Origin of the sequence: Pseudomonas grandcourensis, assembly GCF_039909015.1 — a bacterium.
Classification (GTDB): Bacteria; Pseudomonadota; Gammaproteobacteria; order Pseudomonadales; family Pseudomonadaceae; genus Aquipseudomonas; species Aquipseudomonas grandcourensis.
This window is the reverse complement of sequence record NZ_CP150919.1, coordinates 937,989-955,241: the sequence shown is the minus strand read 5'-3', so window position 1 is coordinate 955,241 and position 17,253 is coordinate 937,989. Positions and strand designations below refer to the sequence as shown.

Annotated in this window: 14 protein-coding genes; 12 read left to right on the top strand and 2 right to left on the bottom strand. The window is 59.3% G+C overall.

Features of this window, described 5'->3' with window-relative positions:
- Positions 1-188: 188 nt before the first annotated feature.
- The 8 genes from AABM52_RS04085 to AABM52_RS04050 all read left to right on the top strand — a co-directional run bounded on the left by AABM52_RS04085 (position 189) and on the right by AABM52_RS04050 (position 10,963).
- Positions 189-1,814, top strand: coding sequence for an ABC transporter substrate-binding protein (locus tag AABM52_RS04085; RefSeq protein WP_347910588.1), 1,626 nt, complete (start codon positions 189-191; stop codon positions 1,812-1,814).
- Positions 1,815-2,115: 301 nt separating this feature from the next.
- Complete coding sequence (locus AABM52_RS04080; RefSeq protein WP_347910586.1) at positions 2,116-3,717, top strand: ABC transporter substrate-binding protein; 1,602 nt, start codon at positions 2,116-2,118, stop codon at positions 3,715-3,717.
- Between the two features lie 174 nt (positions 3,718-3,891).
- The gene (locus AABM52_RS04075) at positions 3,892-5,325 is read left to right on the top strand and encodes an OprD family porin (RefSeq protein WP_347910585.1); all 1,434 of its coding nucleotides are present in this window, start codon (positions 3,892-3,894) and stop codon (positions 5,323-5,325) included.
- Positions 5,326-5,403: 78 nt separating this feature from the next.
- Positions 5,404-6,999 carry an ABC transporter substrate-binding protein gene (locus AABM52_RS04070; RefSeq protein WP_347910584.1) on the top strand — a complete coding sequence of 532 codons (1,596 nt, stop codon included), beginning with the start codon at positions 5,404-5,406 and terminating at the stop codon, positions 6,997-6,999.
- Between the two features lie 72 nt (positions 7,000-7,071).
- Positions 7,072-8,082, top strand: a complete 1,011-nt coding sequence (locus AABM52_RS04065; RefSeq protein WP_150727461.1) for an ABC transporter permease subunit — start codon at positions 7,072-7,074, stop codon at positions 8,080-8,082.
- A 10-nt stretch (positions 8,083-8,092) separates the two neighbouring features.
- Positions 8,093-9,004 (top strand): ABC transporter permease subunit, encoded by a 912-nt coding sequence (locus AABM52_RS04060; protein ID WP_347910582.1) that lies wholly within the window; start codon positions 8,093-8,095, stop codon positions 9,002-9,004.
- A gap of 10 nt (positions 9,005-9,014) precedes the next feature.
- Positions 9,015-9,983, top strand: coding sequence for an oligopeptide/dipeptide ABC transporter ATP-binding protein (locus tag AABM52_RS04055; protein WP_347910580.1), 969 nt, complete (start codon positions 9,015-9,017; stop codon positions 9,981-9,983).
- The gene (locus AABM52_RS04050; protein ID WP_347910579.1) at positions 9,983-10,963 is read left to right on the top strand and encodes a peptide ABC transporter ATP-binding protein; all 981 of its coding nucleotides are present in this window, start codon (positions 9,983-9,985) and stop codon (positions 10,961-10,963) included. Before AABM52_RS04055 ends, AABM52_RS04050 begins: the two co-directional genes overlap by 1 nt.
- A 136-nt stretch (positions 10,964-11,099) precedes the next feature.
- Here AABM52_RS04050 and AABM52_RS04045 read toward each other — a convergent pair whose 3' ends face one another.
- Both AABM52_RS04045 and AABM52_RS04040 read right to left on the bottom strand, forming a co-directional pair.
- Complete coding sequence (locus AABM52_RS04045) at positions 11,100-11,354, bottom strand: hypothetical protein (protein WP_347910577.1); 255 nt, start codon at positions 11,352-11,354, stop codon at positions 11,100-11,102.
- Between the two features lie 355 nt (positions 11,355-11,709).
- Positions 11,710-13,293, bottom strand: a complete 1,584-nt coding sequence (locus tag AABM52_RS04040) for a peptide chain release factor 3 (RefSeq protein ID WP_347910576.1) — start codon at positions 13,291-13,293, stop codon at positions 11,710-11,712.
- A gap of 327 nt (positions 13,294-13,620) precedes the next feature.
- Here AABM52_RS04040 and AABM52_RS04035 point away from each other — a divergent pair, with 327 nt between their 5' ends.
- Genes AABM52_RS04035 through AABM52_RS04020 form a run of 4 tightly spaced genes read left to right on the top strand, consistent with a single transcriptional unit; the run spans position 13,621 to position 17,071 of the window.
- On the top strand, positions 13,621-14,337 hold the full coding sequence (locus AABM52_RS04035) for an ABC transporter permease (RefSeq protein WP_347910575.1): 717 nt from the start codon (positions 13,621-13,623) through the stop codon (positions 14,335-14,337).
- A 20-nt stretch (positions 14,338-14,357) separates the two neighbouring features.
- Positions 14,358-15,251 carry a glycine betaine ABC transporter substrate-binding protein gene (locus AABM52_RS04030; protein ID WP_347910573.1) on the top strand — a complete coding sequence of 298 codons (894 nt, stop codon included), beginning with the start codon at positions 14,358-14,360 and terminating at the stop codon, positions 15,249-15,251.
- Between the two features lie 12 nt (positions 15,252-15,263).
- Positions 15,264-15,917, top strand: a complete 654-nt coding sequence (locus AABM52_RS04025; RefSeq protein ID WP_347910572.1) for an ABC transporter permease — start codon at positions 15,264-15,266, stop codon at positions 15,915-15,917.
- Complete coding sequence (locus AABM52_RS04020) at positions 15,914-17,071, top strand: ABC transporter ATP-binding protein (RefSeq protein ID WP_347910570.1); 1,158 nt, start codon at positions 15,914-15,916, stop codon at positions 17,069-17,071. The genes AABM52_RS04025 and AABM52_RS04020 overlap by 4 nt, the downstream gene beginning before the upstream one ends.
- Positions 17,072-17,253 lie beyond the last annotated feature (182 nt).

The following is a 17,253-nucleotide window of genomic DNA, read 5'->3' as shown; positions in this document are numbered from 1 at the left end:
TGACGCGCAAACGGTCAAATGCGTCAGGAATTACACAAATGCGACATTAAGGTACGTTCGTGCCACCGTTTAAGGCTTGTAGTCACTCTGGATCTTGCATTGGGTATGGCCCCTGCATAAGTATCCGCAGGCACGACTCACGAGGTCGTCCTCTAATTCCAAAAATGACAACAAATCATGAGGCCACCATGCTTAAACACGCGGTCATTCCGTTTTTAGTTGGCGCAAGCTTGCTAGCCAGCGCACCGTTCGCCCAAGCAGCGACTAACCTGGTGTTCTGCTCCGAAGGGAGCCCGGCCGGTTTCGATCCAGGTCAATACACCACCGGAACCGACTTCGACGCCTCTGCAGAAACCATGTTCAACCGTCTCACCCAGTTCGAGCGCGGCGGCACCGCCGTTATTCCTGGGCTGGCGACCAAGTGGGACGTTTCCGATGACGGCCTGACTTACACCTTCCACCTGCGTGAAGGCGTCAAGTTCCACACCACGCCGTACTTCAAGCCGACTCGTGAATTCAACGCCGACGACGTGCTGTTCACCTTTAATCGCATGATCAACAAGGATGACCCGTTCCGCAAAGCGTACCCGACCGAATTCCCGTACTTCACCGACATGGGGATGGATACCAACATCACCAAGATCGATAAAGTCGACGACAAGACCGTCAAGTTCACTTTGAAAGATGTTGATGCCGCGTTCATCCAGAACATGGCCATGAGCTTCGCCTCGGTCCAGTCCGCCGAGTACGCTGCCCAGCTGCTCAAGGAAGGCAAGGCCGCCGACATCAACCAGAAGCCGATCGGCACTGGTCCGTTCGTGTTCAAGAGCTACCAGAAAGACTCCAACATCCGCTACACCGGGAACAAGGACTACTGGAAGCCTGACGACGTGAAGATCGACAACCTGATCTTCGCCATCACCACCGACCCGTCGGTACGTATCCAGAAGCTGAAGAAGAACGAGTGCCAGGTCACCCTGTTCCCTCGTCCGGCCGACCTGAAGGCACTGCGCGAAGACAAGACCCTGAAACTGCCTGACCAGGCTGGTTTCAACCTCGGTTACATCGCCTACAACGTGATGCCCAAGGTCAAGGGACAAACCGATGCGAACCCGTTGGCTGACCTGAAAGTGCGCCAGGCACTGGACATGGCCGTCAACAAGCAGCAGATCATCGACTCCGTGTACCAGGGCGCCGGCCAACTGGCCGTCAACGCCATGCCACCGACCCAGTGGTCCTACGACACCACCATCAAGGATGCGCCGTACAACCCTGAGAAAGCCAAAGAGCTGCTCAAGGAAGCTGGCGTGAAAGATGGCACCGAAATCGTTCTCTGGGCGATGCCGGTACAGCGTCCATACAACCCGAACGCCAAGCTGATGGCAGAAATGCTGCAGTCCGACTGGTCCAAGATCGGCCTCAAGGTCAAGATCCAGAGCTACGAGTGGGGCGAGTACATCAAGCGTTCCAAAGGTGGCGAGAACCAGGCGATGCTGATTGGCTGGAGCGGTGACAATGGTGATCCGGACAACTGGCTGAACGTGCTGTTCGGCTGCGACTCGCTGGAAGGCAACAACTTCTCCAAATGGTGCGACAAGAAGTTTGACGACATCGTCAAGCAAGCCAAGCGCACTTCGGACCAAGGCAAACGCACCGAGCTGTACAAACAGGCGCAACACGTCCTCAAGGACGCTGTGCCTATGACACCTATCGCTCACTCGACGGTGTTCCAACCCATGCGCGCCAACGTGCAGGACTTCAAGATCAGCCCATTTGGCTTGAACTCCTTCTACGGCGTCAGCGTCAGCAAATAAGGTTTTGCAACGGCGGCGTTCCTGACGTCGCCGTTGCTTTATCTACCGAGAAAGCAGGAATTCGCCTACATCCTAATCCGCAGCTGACTACAGCATCGGGCGAGGACGCGTTGCCATTTCCTACGAGTCTTTAGGACTCTACGCATTTACTGCCGGACCCGTGGCTCATACCGTCGGGATCCGACCAGTGCATGCGTGGGTCATCGGTTACTGCTGCGTGCATGGCTTGAAATCAGTGATGCCTCTACGTCCGCGGACGGGGCGGCGGCTCACTGACAACACTTAGAGAAGAGGGAGCGTTATGCGCCATACCTTGGTTTTATCCGCATTGCTGGGCACCGGCCTGTTGGCCGCCACTTCCATCAGCCAGGCCGCCAACAACAGCCTGGTGTTCTGCTCCGAAGGCAGCCCCGCCGGTTTCGACACGGCGCAGTACACCACTGCGACCGACAACGACGCCGCCGAGCCGCTGTACAACCGGTTGGCAGAGTTTGAAAAAGGCGCGACCAACGTCGTACCGGGCCTGGCCACGAGCTGGGATATTTCCGAGGACGGCCTCAAATACACGTTTCACCTGCGCGAAGGGGTGAAGTTTCATACCACCAAATACTTCACGCCGACCCGGGACTTCAACGCCGATGACGTGCTGTTCACGTTCAATCGCATGCTCGACCCGCAACAGCCCTTCCGTAAGGCTTATCCGACAGAGTTTCCATACTTCAACGGCATGAGCCTGAACAAGAACATCGCCATGGTCGAAAAGACCGGGCCGCTGACCGTGGTCTTTACGCTCAATAGCGTGGACGCCGCGTTCATCCAGAACATCGCCATGAGCTTCGCCGCCATCCTTTCGGCCGAATACGCCGACAAACTGCTGGCCGAAGGCAAGCCAAGCGACATCAACCAGAAGCCGGTCGGCACCGGGCCGTTCGTGTTCAAGAGCTACCAGAAAGACTCGAACATCCGTTACACCGGCAACAAGCATTACTGGGACCCGAGCCGGGTCAAGCTCGACAACCTGATTTTCGCCATCAACACCGACGCCTCGGTGCGCGTGCAGAAACTCAAGGCCGGCGAATGCCAGATCACCCTGCACCCGCGCCCTGCCGATGTGCCCGCACTGAAGAACGACCCGGCCCTGCAACTGATCGAGAAGCCTGGTTTCAACCTCGGCTACATCGCCTACAACGTGCGCCACAAACCCTTCGATCAGCTCGAAGTGCGCCAGGCACTGGACATGGCGGTGAACAAGCAAGGCATTCTCAATGCCGTCTACCAGGGCGCGGGGCAACTGGCGGTCAACGCCATGCCGCCGACCCAATGGTCCTACGACGACACGATCAAGGACGCCGCCTACGACCCGGAAAAAGCCAAGGAATTACTCAAGGCTGCCGGCGTCAAGGAAGGTACTGAAATCACCCTCTGGGCCATGCCGGTCCAGCGTCCGTACAACCCCAACGCCAAGTTGATGGCCGAGATGCTTCAGGCTGACTGGGCGAAGATCGGCCTCAAGGTCAAGATCGTCAGCTATGAGTGGGGCGAGTACATCAAGCGCACCAAGAATGGCGAGCACGACATCAGCCTGATCGGCTGGACCGGTGACAACGGTGACCCGGACAACTGGCTGGGCACGCTCTACAGTTGCGACGCCATTGGCGGCAACAACTACTCGATGTGGTGTGATCCGGCTTACGACAAGCTGATCAAGCAGGCCAAGGTCGTCACCGACCGCGACCAGCGCACCCTGCTCTACAAACAGGCGCAGCAGTTGCTCAAGCAGCAAGTGCCGATCACGCCAGTCGCCCACTCAACGGTCAATCAACCGCTGAGCGCCAAAATCGAAGGGTTCAAGGTGAGCCCGTTCGGTCGCAACGTTTTCTCGGGTGTCAGCATAGAAAAATAACCGATTAGCCAGAAATGCCGGGGGGCGGATTTTCCGCCCTCACGCAGACGCTTTGCCGTCTTTCGCCAATTTGGCCGACAGCAAACGTTTGCGATGCCGTGAATGAGTTCTAAACCAATAGCCGGATCACAAAAAAAGACCGGCACAAAAAAAAGAAAGTAAGGAGCTTTACCCATGAAACTGAGCAACACCGCGTTATTGGCCCTGGCCATCAGCAGCGTAACCGCCACGGCTTACGCAGAAACCCAAAGCCAGGCTTTCACCCCGGTTACCGTGAACGAGAAAAGCGCCCAAAGCGAAGCCACCGGCTTTGTCGAAGGCCAGTCGATCACCGGCACCACGCGTAACTGGTACGCCAACGAGCAACTGCAACGCGGCGCCAAGTTCGCCTACAAGAAGGACGGCGTTTCGACCCCGACCGATCGCCGGATCAACTGGGTCCAGGGCACCATCCTCAAGTACAACTCGGGCTTCACCGAAGGCACCGTAGGCTTCAGCACTGAAGTGGCGGCGTACAACGCCATCGCCCTGGACCGGGACCGCAAGGACCTGGCATCCAACAATGGCGGCGCACCGGGCTCTCGTCCTGGCGCGGGCAACAACCGTACCCTGACCAAGGAAGGCGGCGACGCTCAAGGCCAGTGGAGCAAACTGGGCCTGGCCAACGTCAAGGCCCGTATCTCCAACAGCACCCTGACCGCCGGCCGCATGAACTTCAGCAGCCCGATGGTCGACGTGATCGGTAACCGTGCACTGCCTTCGAGCTTCCAGGGCGTGGCCCTCCACAGCGAAGAGCTGAACAACCTGGCCTTCGACCTGGCCACCTTCGACCGCAACTCACCGCGTACCGAAGAAAGCCAGCGCAAATTCCGCACCGAGTACGCCAACGGCATCGTCGAAACCGACCACATCTACACCGGCGGTATCACCTACAACCCGCTCGCCAGCCTGACCACCAGCCTCTGGGCGACCCAGGCTGAAGACATCTGGAACCAGTACTACTTCGGCGCCTCTCACGTACTGGGCGACAGCCAGGTACTGAGCCTGACCACCGGCCTGAACTACTACAAAACCAAGGAAACCGGTAAAGCCCTGATCGGCGATATCGACAACGACACCTACTCGCTGTCGTTCGGCCTGACCCACCAGGCCCACTCCCTCACCTTCTCGTACCAGGAAGTGAACGGTAACGAGTACTTCGACTACCTGCACGAAACCAACGGCATCTACCTGGCCAACTCCCTGCTGTCGGACTTCAACGGCCCGAACGAAAAATCGTTCCAGGTTGCCTACGGTCTGAACATGGCCGAATACGGCGTGCCAGGCCTGAAGTTCAACATCTACCAGGCTCGCGGCTGGGGTATCGACGGTACTCACTACACCGGCAACGGCGGCGTGGCCGGCAAGGGTTACGACGGTATCCAGTCCCAGGATGGCGAAACCCACTATGAATACGGCATCGGCGCGACCTACGCCGTGCAGAGCGGCCCGCTCAAGGCCACCACGATCCGCGGCACCTACACCGCTCACCGTGCCAGCGAAAACCAGGCTGACGGCAGCATCAACGAGTTCCGTCTCGTAACCACGGTTCCGTTCAACATCCTGTAATGCCCGTGCCGAACGGCTGACTCAATGACGAATCGGCCGTTCGGCTTTTGTCCTTTAACTGATTGCAGAGGGTTCTTGATGAAAATGCTTCCCCTACGTGCGGCCATCGCGGCCGCGTTGCTCAGTGTCGCTGTCGGTGTCTCGGCCAAACCCCTGGTGGTTTGCACCGAAGCCAGCCCTGAAGGCTTCGACATGGTCCAGTACACGACTGCAGTCACCGCCGATGCCGTGGCCGAAACCATCTTCAATCGCCTGGCAGACTTCAAGCCCGGTACCACCGACGTGATTCCGGCACTGGCCGATTCCTGGGACATCAGCGAAGACGGCCTGAGCTACACGTTCCATCTGCGTAAAGGCGTCAAGTTCCACACCACCGAATATTTCAAGCCGACCCGCGACATGAATGCCGACGACGTGGTCTGGAGCTTCCAGCGCCAGCTGGACCCGAATCATCCATGGCACAAACTGTCGAGCGTGGGTTTCCCGTACTTTGAAAGCATGGGCTTCAAGGAACTGCTGAAAAGCGTCGAGAAAGTCGACGACAACACGGTCAAGTTCACCCTGACCCGCCGTGAAGCGCCGTTCCTGGCCGACATCGCCATGGCCTTCTCGTCAATCTACTCCGCCGAGTACGCCGACCAGCTGCTCAAGGCCAACAAGACCGCCGACCTGAACAACAAGCCGGTCGGCACCGGCCCGTTCATCTTCCAGCGCTACAACAAGGACGCCCAGGTCCGCTTCAAGGCCAACCCGGACTACTTCCGTGGCAAGCCTCCGGCCGAGGCGCTGATCCTGGCCATCGCCACCGACAACAACGTGCGCCTGCAGAAGCTCAAGGCCAACGAGTGCCAGGTCGCGCTGTATCCGAAACCGGATGACATTCCGAGCATCAAGAAAGACGACAAGCTGAAAGTCGATGAACTCAACGCGATGACCGTTTCCTACGTCGCCTTGAACACCACGCACAAGTACATGAGTGACGTGCGGGTGCGCAAAGCCATCGACATCGCCTTCGACAAAGAGGCATACGTCAATGCGTTGTTCGGCAAGGGCAATGCGACCGCCGCGGTCAACCCGTACCCGGACACCCTGCTGGGCTACAACCACAGCCTGAAGAACCCGGCCCATGACCTGGACAAGGCGCGCGCCCTGCTCAAGGAAGCCGGCGTACCGGAAGGCACCACCTTCACCCTGTTCACCCGCAACGGTGGCGGTCCGACCAACCCGAATCCGATGCTCGGCGCGCAGATGATGCAAGCCGACCTGGCCAAGGTCGGGATCAAGATCGACATCCGCGTGATGGAATGGGGCGAAATGCTCAAACGCGCCAAAAACGGCGAGCACGACATGGTTTCCGCCGGATGGGCGGGCGATAACGGCGACCCGGATAACTTCCTGACGCCTATGCTCAGTTGTGAAGCGGCCAAGAACGGAGAAAACTACGCACGCTGGTGCAATGACAAGTTCCAGGCGCTGATCGACCAGGCCCGGGAAAAAACCGATCCGGCCGAACGCGCAGCGCTCTACGAACAGGCCCAGGTTATTTTTAACCAGGACCAGCCGTGGATCAGCATGGCACACACTAGAATGTTTACCGCAATGCGCAACAACGTAGAGGGCTATCACATTAGCCCCCTCACCACGAATAACTTCGCCACCACCCAGGTGAAGTAATAAGAAAACTCCCGGCATTCCTGACCCAGGCATGCCGGGCACGCCTAACCGGCTGATGAGGTACAACACACGATGTTTAGTTTTATTGCCCGCCGACTGGGGTTGTTGATCCCTACGTTCTTCGGCATCACCCTGCTGACTTTCGCGTTGATTCGCATGATCCCGGGCGACCCCGTAGAAGTCATGATGGGAGAACGTAGGGTCGATCCCGAAATGCACGCTCAGGCAATGGAACGCCTAGGTCTGAACAAACCCCTGTATGCCCAGTACCTGGATTACATCGGCAAGCTGGCCCACGGCGATCTCGGGGAATCCCTGCGTACCCGTGAAAGCGTTTGGAGCGAATTCACTTCCCTGTTCCCCGCGACCCTGGAACTGTCCATGGCCGCCCTGTTGTTCGCCGGCATCCTGGGCCTTCTGGCCGGGGTGATCGCGGCACTCAAGCGAGGATCCCTGTTCGACCATGGGGTGATGGGTGTCTCCCTGGCGGGATACTCGATGCCGATCTTCTGGTGGGGCTTGATCCTGATCATGTTCTTCTCGGTAAGCCTGGGCTGGACCCCGGTATCCGGGCGGATCGACCTGCTGTATGACATCGAGCCGCGTACCGGCTTCATGCTGATCGATACGCTGCTGGCCGATGACGTCGGCGCGTTCCTCGATGCCCTGCATCACCTGATCCTGCCGGCCATCGTGCTCGGCACCATCCCGCTGGCGGTGATCGCGCGGATGACCCGTTCGTCGATGCTCGAAGTGCTGCGTGAAGACTACATCCGCACCGCCAAGGCCAAGGGCCTGTCGCCGTCGCGCGTGGTGTTCGTGCACGGTCTGCGTAACGCGCTGATTCCGGTACTGACGGTGGTCGGCCTGCAAGTCGGCACCCTGCTGGCCGGTGCGGTCCTGACCGAAACCATCTTCTCGTGGCCCGGCATCGGCAAATGGCTGATCGAAGCCATTGGCGCCCGGGATTACCCCGTCGTGCAAAACGGCATCCTGTTAATCGCCTGCCTGGTGATTGTGGTCAATTTCGTAGTGGACATCCTCTACGGCTTTGCCAACCCACGCATCCGTCACCAGCGCTGAGATCATGACCATGACCACTCCAATTCCATCGGTAGCAGTCGATCAAAGCCTGCTGTACCCGTCTCCGTACAAAGAATTCTGGCAAGCGTTCTCCAAGAACAAAGGCGCCGTCGCCGGCCTGATGTTCATGCTGCTGGTGATTTTCTGCGCGATCTTCGCCCCGTGGGTTGCCCCCCACGACCCGAGCGAGCAATACCGCGATTTCCTGCTGACCCCGCCGGCCTGGCTGGAAGGTGGGCAACTGCAATTCCTGCTCGGCACCGACGAACTGGGCCGCGACCTGCTGTCGCGTCTGATCAATGGTTCGCGCCTGTCGTTGCTGATCGGTTTGTCGTCGGTGGTGATGTCGCTGATCCCGGGCATCCTGCTGGGCTTGTTCGCCGGGTTCTACCCGCGGGTTCTCGGCCCGACCATCATGCGTCTGATGGACATCATGCTGGCCCTGCCGTCGCTGCTGCTGGCCGTGGCGATTGTCGCCATCCTCGGCCCTGGCCTGATCAACACCATCATTGCCATCGCCGTGGTCTCCCTGCCGTCCTACGTTCGCCTAACCCGCGCGGCGGTGATGGGCGAGCTGAACCGCGACTACGTGACCGCCGCACGCCTGGCCGGTGCCGGCCTGCCGCGCCTGATGTTCGTCACCGTGCTGCCCAACTGCATGGCGCCGCTGATCGTTCAGGCCACCCTGAGCTTCTCCTCGGCGATCCTCGATGCCGCCGCACTGGGCTTCCTCGGCCTTGGCGTACAACCGCCAACCCCTGAGTGGGGCACCATGCTGGCTTCGGCCCGCGACTACATCGAACGCGCCTGGTGGGTGGTGAGCCTGCCTGGTTTGACCATTTTGCTCAGCGTGCTGGCAATCAACCTGATGGGCGACGGCCTGCGCGATGCGCTGGACCCGAAACTCAAGAACGCCGCCTGAGGAGATTCCCATGTCACTGCTAGAAATCAAGAATCTCAACGTCCGCTTCGGCGACAAAACCGCCACGCCAGTGGTCGATGGCCTCGACCTGAAAGTGGACAAGGGCGAAGTGCTGGCCATCGTTGGCGAATCCGGTTCCGGCAAGTCCGTGACCATGATGGCGCTGATGGGCCTGATCGAGCATCCGGGGATCGTCACCGCCGACGCCCTGAATTTCGACGGCAAGAACATGCTCAAGCTCAACAATCGCCAGCGTCGACAGATCGTCGGTAAAGACCTGTCCATGGTCTTCCAGGATCCGATGACCGCGCTGAACCCGAGCTACACCGTCGGCTTCCAGATTGAAGAAGTGCTACGCCTGCACCTGAAAATGTCCGGCAAGGCCGCCCGCAAGCGCGCCATCGAACTGCTGGAAAAAGTTGAAATCCCGGGTGCCGCCAGCCGTATGGACGCCTACCCGCACCAACTGTCCGGTGGTATGAGCCAGCGCGTCGCGATTGCCATGGCGATCGCTGGCGAACCGAAACTGCTGATCGCCGACGAACCGACCACGGCACTCGACGTGACCATTCAGGCGCAGATCATGGACCTGCTGCTGGCGTTGCAGAAAGAGCAGAACATGGGCCTGGTGCTGATCACCCACGACCTTGCCGTCGTGGCCGAAACCGCCCAGCGCGTGTGCGTGATGTACGCCGGCCAGGCGGTCGAAGTCGGTCAGGTGCCGCAACTGTTCGACATCCCGGCACACCCGTACAGCGAAGCGCTGCTCAAGGCGATTCCGGAACACAGCCTGGGCGCCGCGCGCCTGTCGACCCTGCCGGGCATCGTTCCCGGTCGCTACGACCGTCCGCAGGGCTGCCTGCTGTCGCCACGCTGCCCGTACGTGAAAGACAACTGCCGTCAACAACGTCCGGCCCTTGACCAGAAAAGCAACAGCCTCGCTCGCTGCTTCTACCCGCTGAACCAGGAGGTGGCGTAATGGCCGTCGTTCTTACCGCCCGCGACCTGACCCGTCACTACGAGGTGTCCCGAGGCCTGTTCAAGGGTCACGCCACCGTGCGCGCCCTCAACGGCGTGTCGTTCGAACTGGAAGCCGGCAAGACCCTCGCTGTCGTAGGCGAGTCGGGTTGCGGCAAATCCACCCTGGCCCGTGCCCTGACCCTGATCGAAGAGCCGTCCTCCGGCTCCTTGAAAATCGCCGGCCAGGAAGTTGCCGGCGCCGACAAGGCCCAGCGCAAGCAACTGCGCAAAGACGTGCAGATGGTGTTCCAGAGCCCGTACGCCTCGTTGAACCCACGGCAGAAAGTCGGTGATCAGCTGGCAGAGCCACTATTGATCAACACCAATCTGAGCGCCGCGGAACGTCGCGAGAAAGTCCAGGCGATGATGAAGCAGGTGGGCTTGCGTCCCGAGCACTACCAGCGTTATCCGCACATGTTCTCCGGCGGTCAGCGCCAGCGCATCGCCCTGGCCCGGGCGATGATGCTGCAACCGAAAGTGCTGGTGGCGGACGAACCGACCTCGGCGCTGGACGTGTCGATTCAGGCGCAGGTGCTCAACCTGTTCATGGATTTGCAGCAAGAGTTCAACACCGCCTACGTGTTCATCTCCCACAACCTGGCAGTAGTTCGCCACGTTGCCGACCACGTGATGGTGATGTACCTCGGTCGCCCGGTGGAAATGGGCACGAAAGAGGACATTTACTCCCGTCCCCTGCACCCCTATACCCAGGCACTGCTGTCGGCGACACCGGCCATCCACCCGGATCCGAACAAGCCGAAAATCAAGATCGTCGGCGAACTGCCCAACCCGCTGAACCCGCCGTCCGGCTGCGCCTTCCACAAGCGCTGCCCGTACGCCACCGAGCGTTGCAGCACTGAAGAGCCGGCCCTGCGCCTGCTCGACAACCGCCAGGTGGCTTGCCACTACGCCGAGCAATTCCTCGACGGCGCGGCATAAAAAACTGTGGGAGCCAGCCTGCTAGCTCCCACAGGGATTGAGTTGTCCAATTAGTTGAAGCGTTAACCCAACCCCTTCCGCCTCGAATGCGCATCACTCAGGTAGAAGGGGTTTTCTTTTGTCTGCAATCGAGCGACTACGTCTGGCTGTCGCCATCTTCCTCATCGGAGTCCGGCTCGTCGGTGGTCGAGTCATCGTCGTTGTCTGCACCACCCTGCCCCTGATCTCCCGGTTCCGATTCGGACTTGGCGAGCATCAACCCCGCGTAACCCGCCTGCCCGCTCGAAGCCTGCTCCCCATGATCGATACACTCGGCCCACGCCATCGAAGTGCCGAGCGAGAGCATCACCATCACCTTCAACAGCAGTAAAACGCGAAATAACCTGTTCATAGCCGATTCCTTCCTTTCGTTGAGTGCCTGTCTGGCGCTGAGTCAAATCTAGTTCCGATCAGCCGGGTTCTCCAGATTGGACGTTATCGAACGGGGGAAAATGCAGAGGGTTTGGAGACTGGTTTGGAATAGAGACTATTCCCAATTCAACTAGCACCGAAGAATCCTGTGAGAGAATCCTGTGGGAGCGAGCTTGCTCGCGATGACGGACCTGCAGCCAGCATTAATGTCGACTGACACACCGCTATCGCGAGCAAGCTCGCTCCCACAGGGATCCATCGTCAATCATGGAAATGTGGACAACAAAAAACCCCGCCGCTCGCGCAACGGGGTTTTGGGTAAAGCAATTCAGCGCTTAATGGTGTTCACGGGTCGCACGGAATTTCACGTCCGGCCAGCGCTCTTCCATCAGGGCCAGGTTGACCCGCGTAGGCGCGAGGTAGGTCAGGTGACCACCGCCGTCCACCGCCAGGTTTTCCACCGCCTTGTTGGAGAATTCCTCAAGCTTCTTCTTGTCGCTGCAATCGATCCAGCGCGCGGAATAAACGGTGATCGGCTCGTAGGAGCACTCGACCTTGTATTCCTCTTTCAAGCGGCTGGCGACCACATCGAACTGCAGCACACCGACGGCGCCGAGGATGATGTCGTTGCTGCGCTCCGGGAAGAACACCTGGGTCGCGCCTTCTTCGGCCAGCTGTTGCAGGCCCTGGCGAAGTTGCTTGGATTTCAGCGGATCTTTCAGGCGTACGCGGCGGAACAGTTCCGGGGCGAAGTGCGGGATGCCGGTGAAACCCAGGACTTCGCCTTCGGTGAAGGTGTCGCCGATCTGGATGGTGCCGTGGTTGTGCAGGCCGATGATGTCGCCGGCAAACGCTTCTTCCAGTTGCTCACGCTCGGAGGAGAAGAAGGTCAGCGCGTCGCCGATCCGCACGTCTTTGCCGGTGCGCACGTGGCGCATCTTCATGCCTTTTTCGTACTTGCCGGAGCAGATACGCATGAAGGCAATGCGGTCGCGGTGTTTCGGGTCCATGTTCGCCTGGATCTTGAAGATGAAGCCCGAGAACTTCTCTTCCACCGGCTCCACGGTACGCTCGTTGGCCACGCGCGCCAACGGACGTGGTGCCCAGTCCACAACGGCGTCGAGGACGTGGTCGACACCGAAGTTGCCCAGTGCCGTACCGAAGAACACCGGGGTCAGTTGACCGTCGAGGAACTCCTGCTGGTTGAACTCGTGGCAGGCGCCCTGCACCAGTTCCAGCTGTTCGATGAAACGCTCGTACTCGTCGCCCAGGTGGGCGCGGGCTTCATCGGAGTCGAGCTTCTCGATGATTTTCACATCGGTACGCTCGTGGCCGTGACCGGCGGTGTACACGATGATGTAGTCATCGGCGAGGTGATACACGCCCTTGAAGTCGCGGTAGCAACCAATCGGCCAGGTGATCGGCGCCGCCTTGATCTTGAGGACGGCTTCGATTTCGTCGAGCAGCTCGATCGGGTCGCGGATGTCACGGTCGAGTTTGTTGATGAAGCTGACAATCGGCGTGTCACGCAGACGGCAGACGTCCATCAGGGCGATGGTCCGTGGCTCTACACCTTTACCGCCGTCAAGCACCATCAACGCCGAGTCCACCGCGGTCAGGGTGCGGTAGGTATCTTCGGAGAAGTCTTCGTGGCCCGGGGTGTCGAGCAGGTTGACCATGTGTTCGCGATACGGGAACTGCATGACCGACGTGGTAATGGAGATACCACGCTGCTTTTCCATTTCCATCCAGTCGGAGGTGGCATGGCGATCGGATTTACGAGATTTCACCGTACCGGCTACCGCAATCGCCTTGCCCATCAGCAAGAGTTTCTCGGTGATGGTGGTCTTACCGGCATCGGGGTGGGAAATAATGGCGAAAGTGCGGCGTTTCGCGACTTCGGCGGCCTGTTTGGTCATGGGAAATCGCCTGGCAGGTGATTCAAAAAAGGGCGCAGATTATAGCCCAAGTTGATCCAAGAACCGAACCGTTGAGCACATTAGGGGTGGCCAAATGCTGCCGCAGATGGGAACCTTTTAAAGCACGGAGACGTCCACTCCCCCGTTACGACCACTCGTCGGGGGCCTGAAACACCTGCAAATCGGCCTGACGAGGCTGTGCTCATGGCTCGATTGCACGCTGCTTTGCCGGCCTGCTCGAGCTGCTTATCGCGACATTTTTTCGGCAGCCAAGCAAGGCGTTGCCACACGAAAAAGTGTTCGCCGACTGAAAAAAGGAGTCCGCCTGTGGCTATCCACTATGGCAAAGGGCTGATAGGAGGCGCGCTGGTATTCGCCCTTCTGGCCCTGCTGATCCAATGGATCGGCATCAACACGATCGAACACTACCGCGACGATTTGTTGTTTTACCTGCAAGCTCATCTGGTTCTCGTCCTCGCTTCCATGCTGGCCGCCCTTGCCGTGGGCATCCCTGCCGGCATCCTCCTCAGCCGCCCGTCCATGGTCGGCCGCGCCGAACGCTTCATGCAGTTCTTCAACATCGGTAACACCGTTCCCCCCCTGGCCGTCCTGGCCATCGCCCTCGGTATCCTCGGCATCGGCAGCGGTCCGGCCATCTTCGCACTGTTCCTCGCCTCCTTGCTGCCCATCGTGCGCAACACCTATGAAGGCCTGAAAAACGTTCAGGGTTCGCTCAAGGAAGCCGCCGTCGGCATCGGCATGACCCCGCTCCAGGTGCTGTGGAAAGTCGAATTGCCCAACGCGGTGCCGATCATCATCGGTGGTGTGCGCGTGGCATTGGCGATCAATGTCGGGACGGCGCCGCTGGCGTTCCTGATCGGCGCCAACAGTCTCGGCAGCCTGATCTTCCCCGGCATTGCCCTGAACAATCAGCCGCAATTGCTGCTCGGCGCGGCCTGCACCGCCCTGCTGGCCTTGTTGCTCGACGGCCTGGTGACACTCGCCAGCCGCCTCTGGCTCGAACGCGGCTTGCGCCCGTCTTAAGCCTCGGCAAAGGAATCGTCATGAAAACTTCAAGCTTTTTACTAGGCTGCGTCCTGCTGTTCGCAGGATTTGCCCAAGCCGCTGACAAACCCTTGATCCGCATCGGCGCCCGGGTGTTCACCGAACAGACCCTGCTGGCGGAAATCACTTCGCAGTACCTGCGCACCAAGGGTTACGAGGTGCAAGTGACCGGCGGCCTGGGCAGCAATCTGGCCCGCAGCGCCCACGAAAGTGGCCAGCTGGACATGCTCTGGGAATACACCGGCGTTTCGCTGGTGGCCTACAACCATGTCACTGAAAAACTCGACAGCGAACAGTCCTACGCACGAGTAAAAGAACTCGACGGAAAAAAAGGCCTGATCTGGCTCACCCCGTCGAAATTCAGCAACACCTACGCCCTCGCCCTGCCGAAGAACGTCGCCGACCAATACCCGCACATCAACACCATCAGTGATCTGAACACGGTGCTGCGCAAGGAAGCCGAGACCAACAACCTGGTGGCGCTGGATACCGAGTTCGCCAACCGTTCGGACGGTCTGGCCGGCATGGTAAAGCTCTACGACATGAACCTGACCCGCAAGAATATCCGGCAGATGGACGCCGGTCTGGTCTACACCGCGCTGCGTAACGGGCAGGTGTTTGCCGGCCTGGTCTACACCACCGACGGTCGCCTCAACGCCTTCAAGCTGAAACTGCTGGAAGACGACAAGCATTACTTCCCCGACTACACCGCCGCACCAGTGGTGCGTCAGGCCTACCTCGATGCGCATCCGCAACTGGCCGAACAACTCAAGCCACTGGCCGAACTGTTCAACGACAACACCATGCGCGAGCTCAACGCCCGGGTCGATGTCGAGCACCAAAGTCCTTCAGCCGTTGCCGCCGATTTTCTGCGCCAGCACCCGATCAATTAAGGAGGAAAAGTCATGGAATTCCTGAACGCCTTTTCCCATCTCGACTGGCCATTGGTCTTACACCTGACGTGGCAACACATCACCCTGGTCGGCATTGCCGTGACCCTGGCGATTCTGGTCGGCGTGCCATTGGGCATTTTGATGACGCGCTTCCCGAGTCTCGCCGGCCCCTTGCAGGCCAGCGCCACGGTGCTGCTGACCGTGCCGTCGATTGCCCTGTTCGGCATGCTGCTGCCGTTCTACTCAAAGTTCGGTCAGGGCCTGGGGCCGATGCCGGCGATTACCGCAGTGTTCCTGTACTCGCTACTGCCGATCATGCGTAACACCTACCTGGCCCTGACCAGCGTCGAGCCGGGCATCCGCGAAGCCGCCCGCGGCATCGGCATGACCTTCGGCCAGCGCCTGCGCATGGTCGAGTTGCCCATCGCCGTGCCGGTGATCCTCGCCGGTGTACGCACCGCCGTGGTGATGAACATCGGCGTCATGACCATCGCCGCCACCATCGGTGCCGGCGGCCTGGGCGTACTCATCCTCGCCTCCATCAGCCGCAGCGACATGTCGATGCTGATTGTCGGCGCTGTGCTGGTCAGTGTGCTGGCCATCTTCGCCGACCTGCTACTGCAATGGCTGCAACGTTCGCTGACTCCAAAAGGACTCCTGAAATGATCGAACTTCAAAACCTCAGCAAGACCTTCCAAAGTAACGGCAAAGATGTGAAAGCCGTGGACTCGGTAAGCCTGACCGTCAATGAAGGTGAAATCTGCGTGTTCCTCGGGCCATCGGGTTGCGGCAAAAGCACCACGCTGAAAATGATCAACCGCCTGATCAAACCGACCTCGGGCAAGATCCTGATCAACGGCGAAGACACCACCGGCCTCGATGAAGTGACGCTGCGCCGCAACATCGGGTACGTCATCCAGCAGATCGGTCTGTTCCCTAACATGACCATCGAGGAGAACATCGTCGTGGTGCCGAAACTGCTCGGCTGGGACAAGCAGAAATGCCACGACCGCGCCCGCGAGTTGATGAGCATGATCAAGCTCGAACCCAAGCAGTATTTGCATCGCTATCCCCGCGAATTGTCCGGTGGCCAACAACAGCGAATCGGCGTGATTCGCGCACTGGCGGCGGATGCACCACTGCTATTAATGGATGAGCCGTTCGGGGCAGTCGACCCGATCAACCGCGAGATGATCCAGAACGAGTTCTTCGAGATGCAGCGGGCACTGAACAAGACCGTGATCATGGTCAGCCATGACATCGACGAGGCGATCAAGCTCGGCGACAAGATCGCGATCTTCCGCGCTGGCAAACTGTTGCAGATCGATCACCCGGACACTCTGCTCGCGCACCCGGCGGATGACTTTGTCAGCAACTTTGTCGGCCAGGACAGCACGCTCAAACGTCTGCTGCTGGTGAAAGCCGAAGATGCGGCGGATAACGCGCCATCCGTCAGCCCGCATACACCGGTGGCCGAAGCGCTGGAGTTGATGGACGAACATGACCGACGCTATGTGGTGGTCACTTGTGCCGAGAATAAAGCCCTGGGTTATGTACGACGTCGCGACCTGCACCGTCAGACCGGCACCTGCGCGCAGTACCAACGCGAGTTCAACGCCACGGCGGCGTACGACGAGCATTTGCGCATCCTGCTGTCGCGCATGTACGAGTTCAATCGGGCGTGGTTGCCGGTGATGGATGCCGAGCGAGTGTTCCTCGGCGAGGTCACACAGGAGTCGATTGCGGCTTACTTGAGCTCAGGTCGCTCCCGCGGCGCCAAGACCAGTATTGTTTCACCGGCTGAAGTAGCACTCACTTGATAGATTATCTTTCATAGTCCATTTCGCTTGGCCCATCACCACCTCAAGAGGAAAAACGGAGATTGGGTCAAGTGCTGGCGCTATGTAAATTCGCAATCGTTAACAAACGAATATTAAAAACTGTCAAAAGTGATAGGTCCTCTATTGCCTGGAAAAAGTTCTACTCAATCGGGAGCACAGCG

What these genes read in the sequence shown, in the direction of transcription:
- AABM52_RS04025 (WP_347910572.1), top strand. Translation starts at nt 15,264, where the DNA reads ATGGAATTCCTGAACGCCTTTTCCCATCTCGACTGGCCATTGGTCTTA.
- AABM52_RS04060 (WP_347910582.1), top strand. Translation starts at nt 8,093, where the DNA reads ATGACCACTCCAATTCCATCGGTAGCAGTCGATCAAAGCCTGCTGTAC.
- AABM52_RS04070 (WP_347910584.1), top strand. Translation starts at nt 5,404, where the DNA reads ATGAAAATGCTTCCCCTACGTGCGGCCATCGCGGCCGCGTTGCTCAGT.
- AABM52_RS04030 (WP_347910573.1), top strand. Translation starts at nt 14,358, where the DNA reads ATGAAAACTTCAAGCTTTTTACTAGGCTGCGTCCTGCTGTTCGCAGGA.
- AABM52_RS04020 (WP_347910570.1), top strand. Translation starts at nt 15,914, where the DNA reads ATGATCGAACTTCAAAACCTCAGCAAGACCTTCCAAAGTAACGGCAAA.
- AABM52_RS04050 (WP_347910579.1), top strand. Translation starts at nt 9,983, where the DNA reads ATGGCCGTCGTTCTTACCGCCCGCGACCTGACCCGTCACTACGAGGTG.
- AABM52_RS04075 (WP_347910585.1), top strand. Translation starts at nt 3,892, where the DNA reads ATGAAACTGAGCAACACCGCGTTATTGGCCCTGGCCATCAGCAGCGTA.
- AABM52_RS04045 (WP_347910577.1), bottom strand. Translation starts at nt 11,354, where the DNA reads ATGAACAGGTTATTTCGCGTTTTACTGCTGTTGAAGGTGATGGTGATG.
- AABM52_RS04055 (WP_347910580.1), top strand. Translation starts at nt 9,015, where the DNA reads ATGTCACTGCTAGAAATCAAGAATCTCAACGTCCGCTTCGGCGACAAA.
- AABM52_RS04040 (WP_347910576.1), bottom strand. Translation starts at nt 13,293, where the DNA reads ATGACCAAACAGGCCGCCGAAGTCGCGAAACGCCGCACTTTCGCCATT.
- AABM52_RS04065 (WP_150727461.1), top strand. Translation starts at nt 7,072, where the DNA reads ATGTTTAGTTTTATTGCCCGCCGACTGGGGTTGTTGATCCCTACGTTC.
- AABM52_RS04080 (WP_347910586.1), top strand. Translation starts at nt 2,116, where the DNA reads ATGCGCCATACCTTGGTTTTATCCGCATTGCTGGGCACCGGCCTGTTG.
- AABM52_RS04085 (WP_347910588.1), top strand. Translation starts at nt 189, where the DNA reads ATGCTTAAACACGCGGTCATTCCGTTTTTAGTTGGCGCAAGCTTGCTA.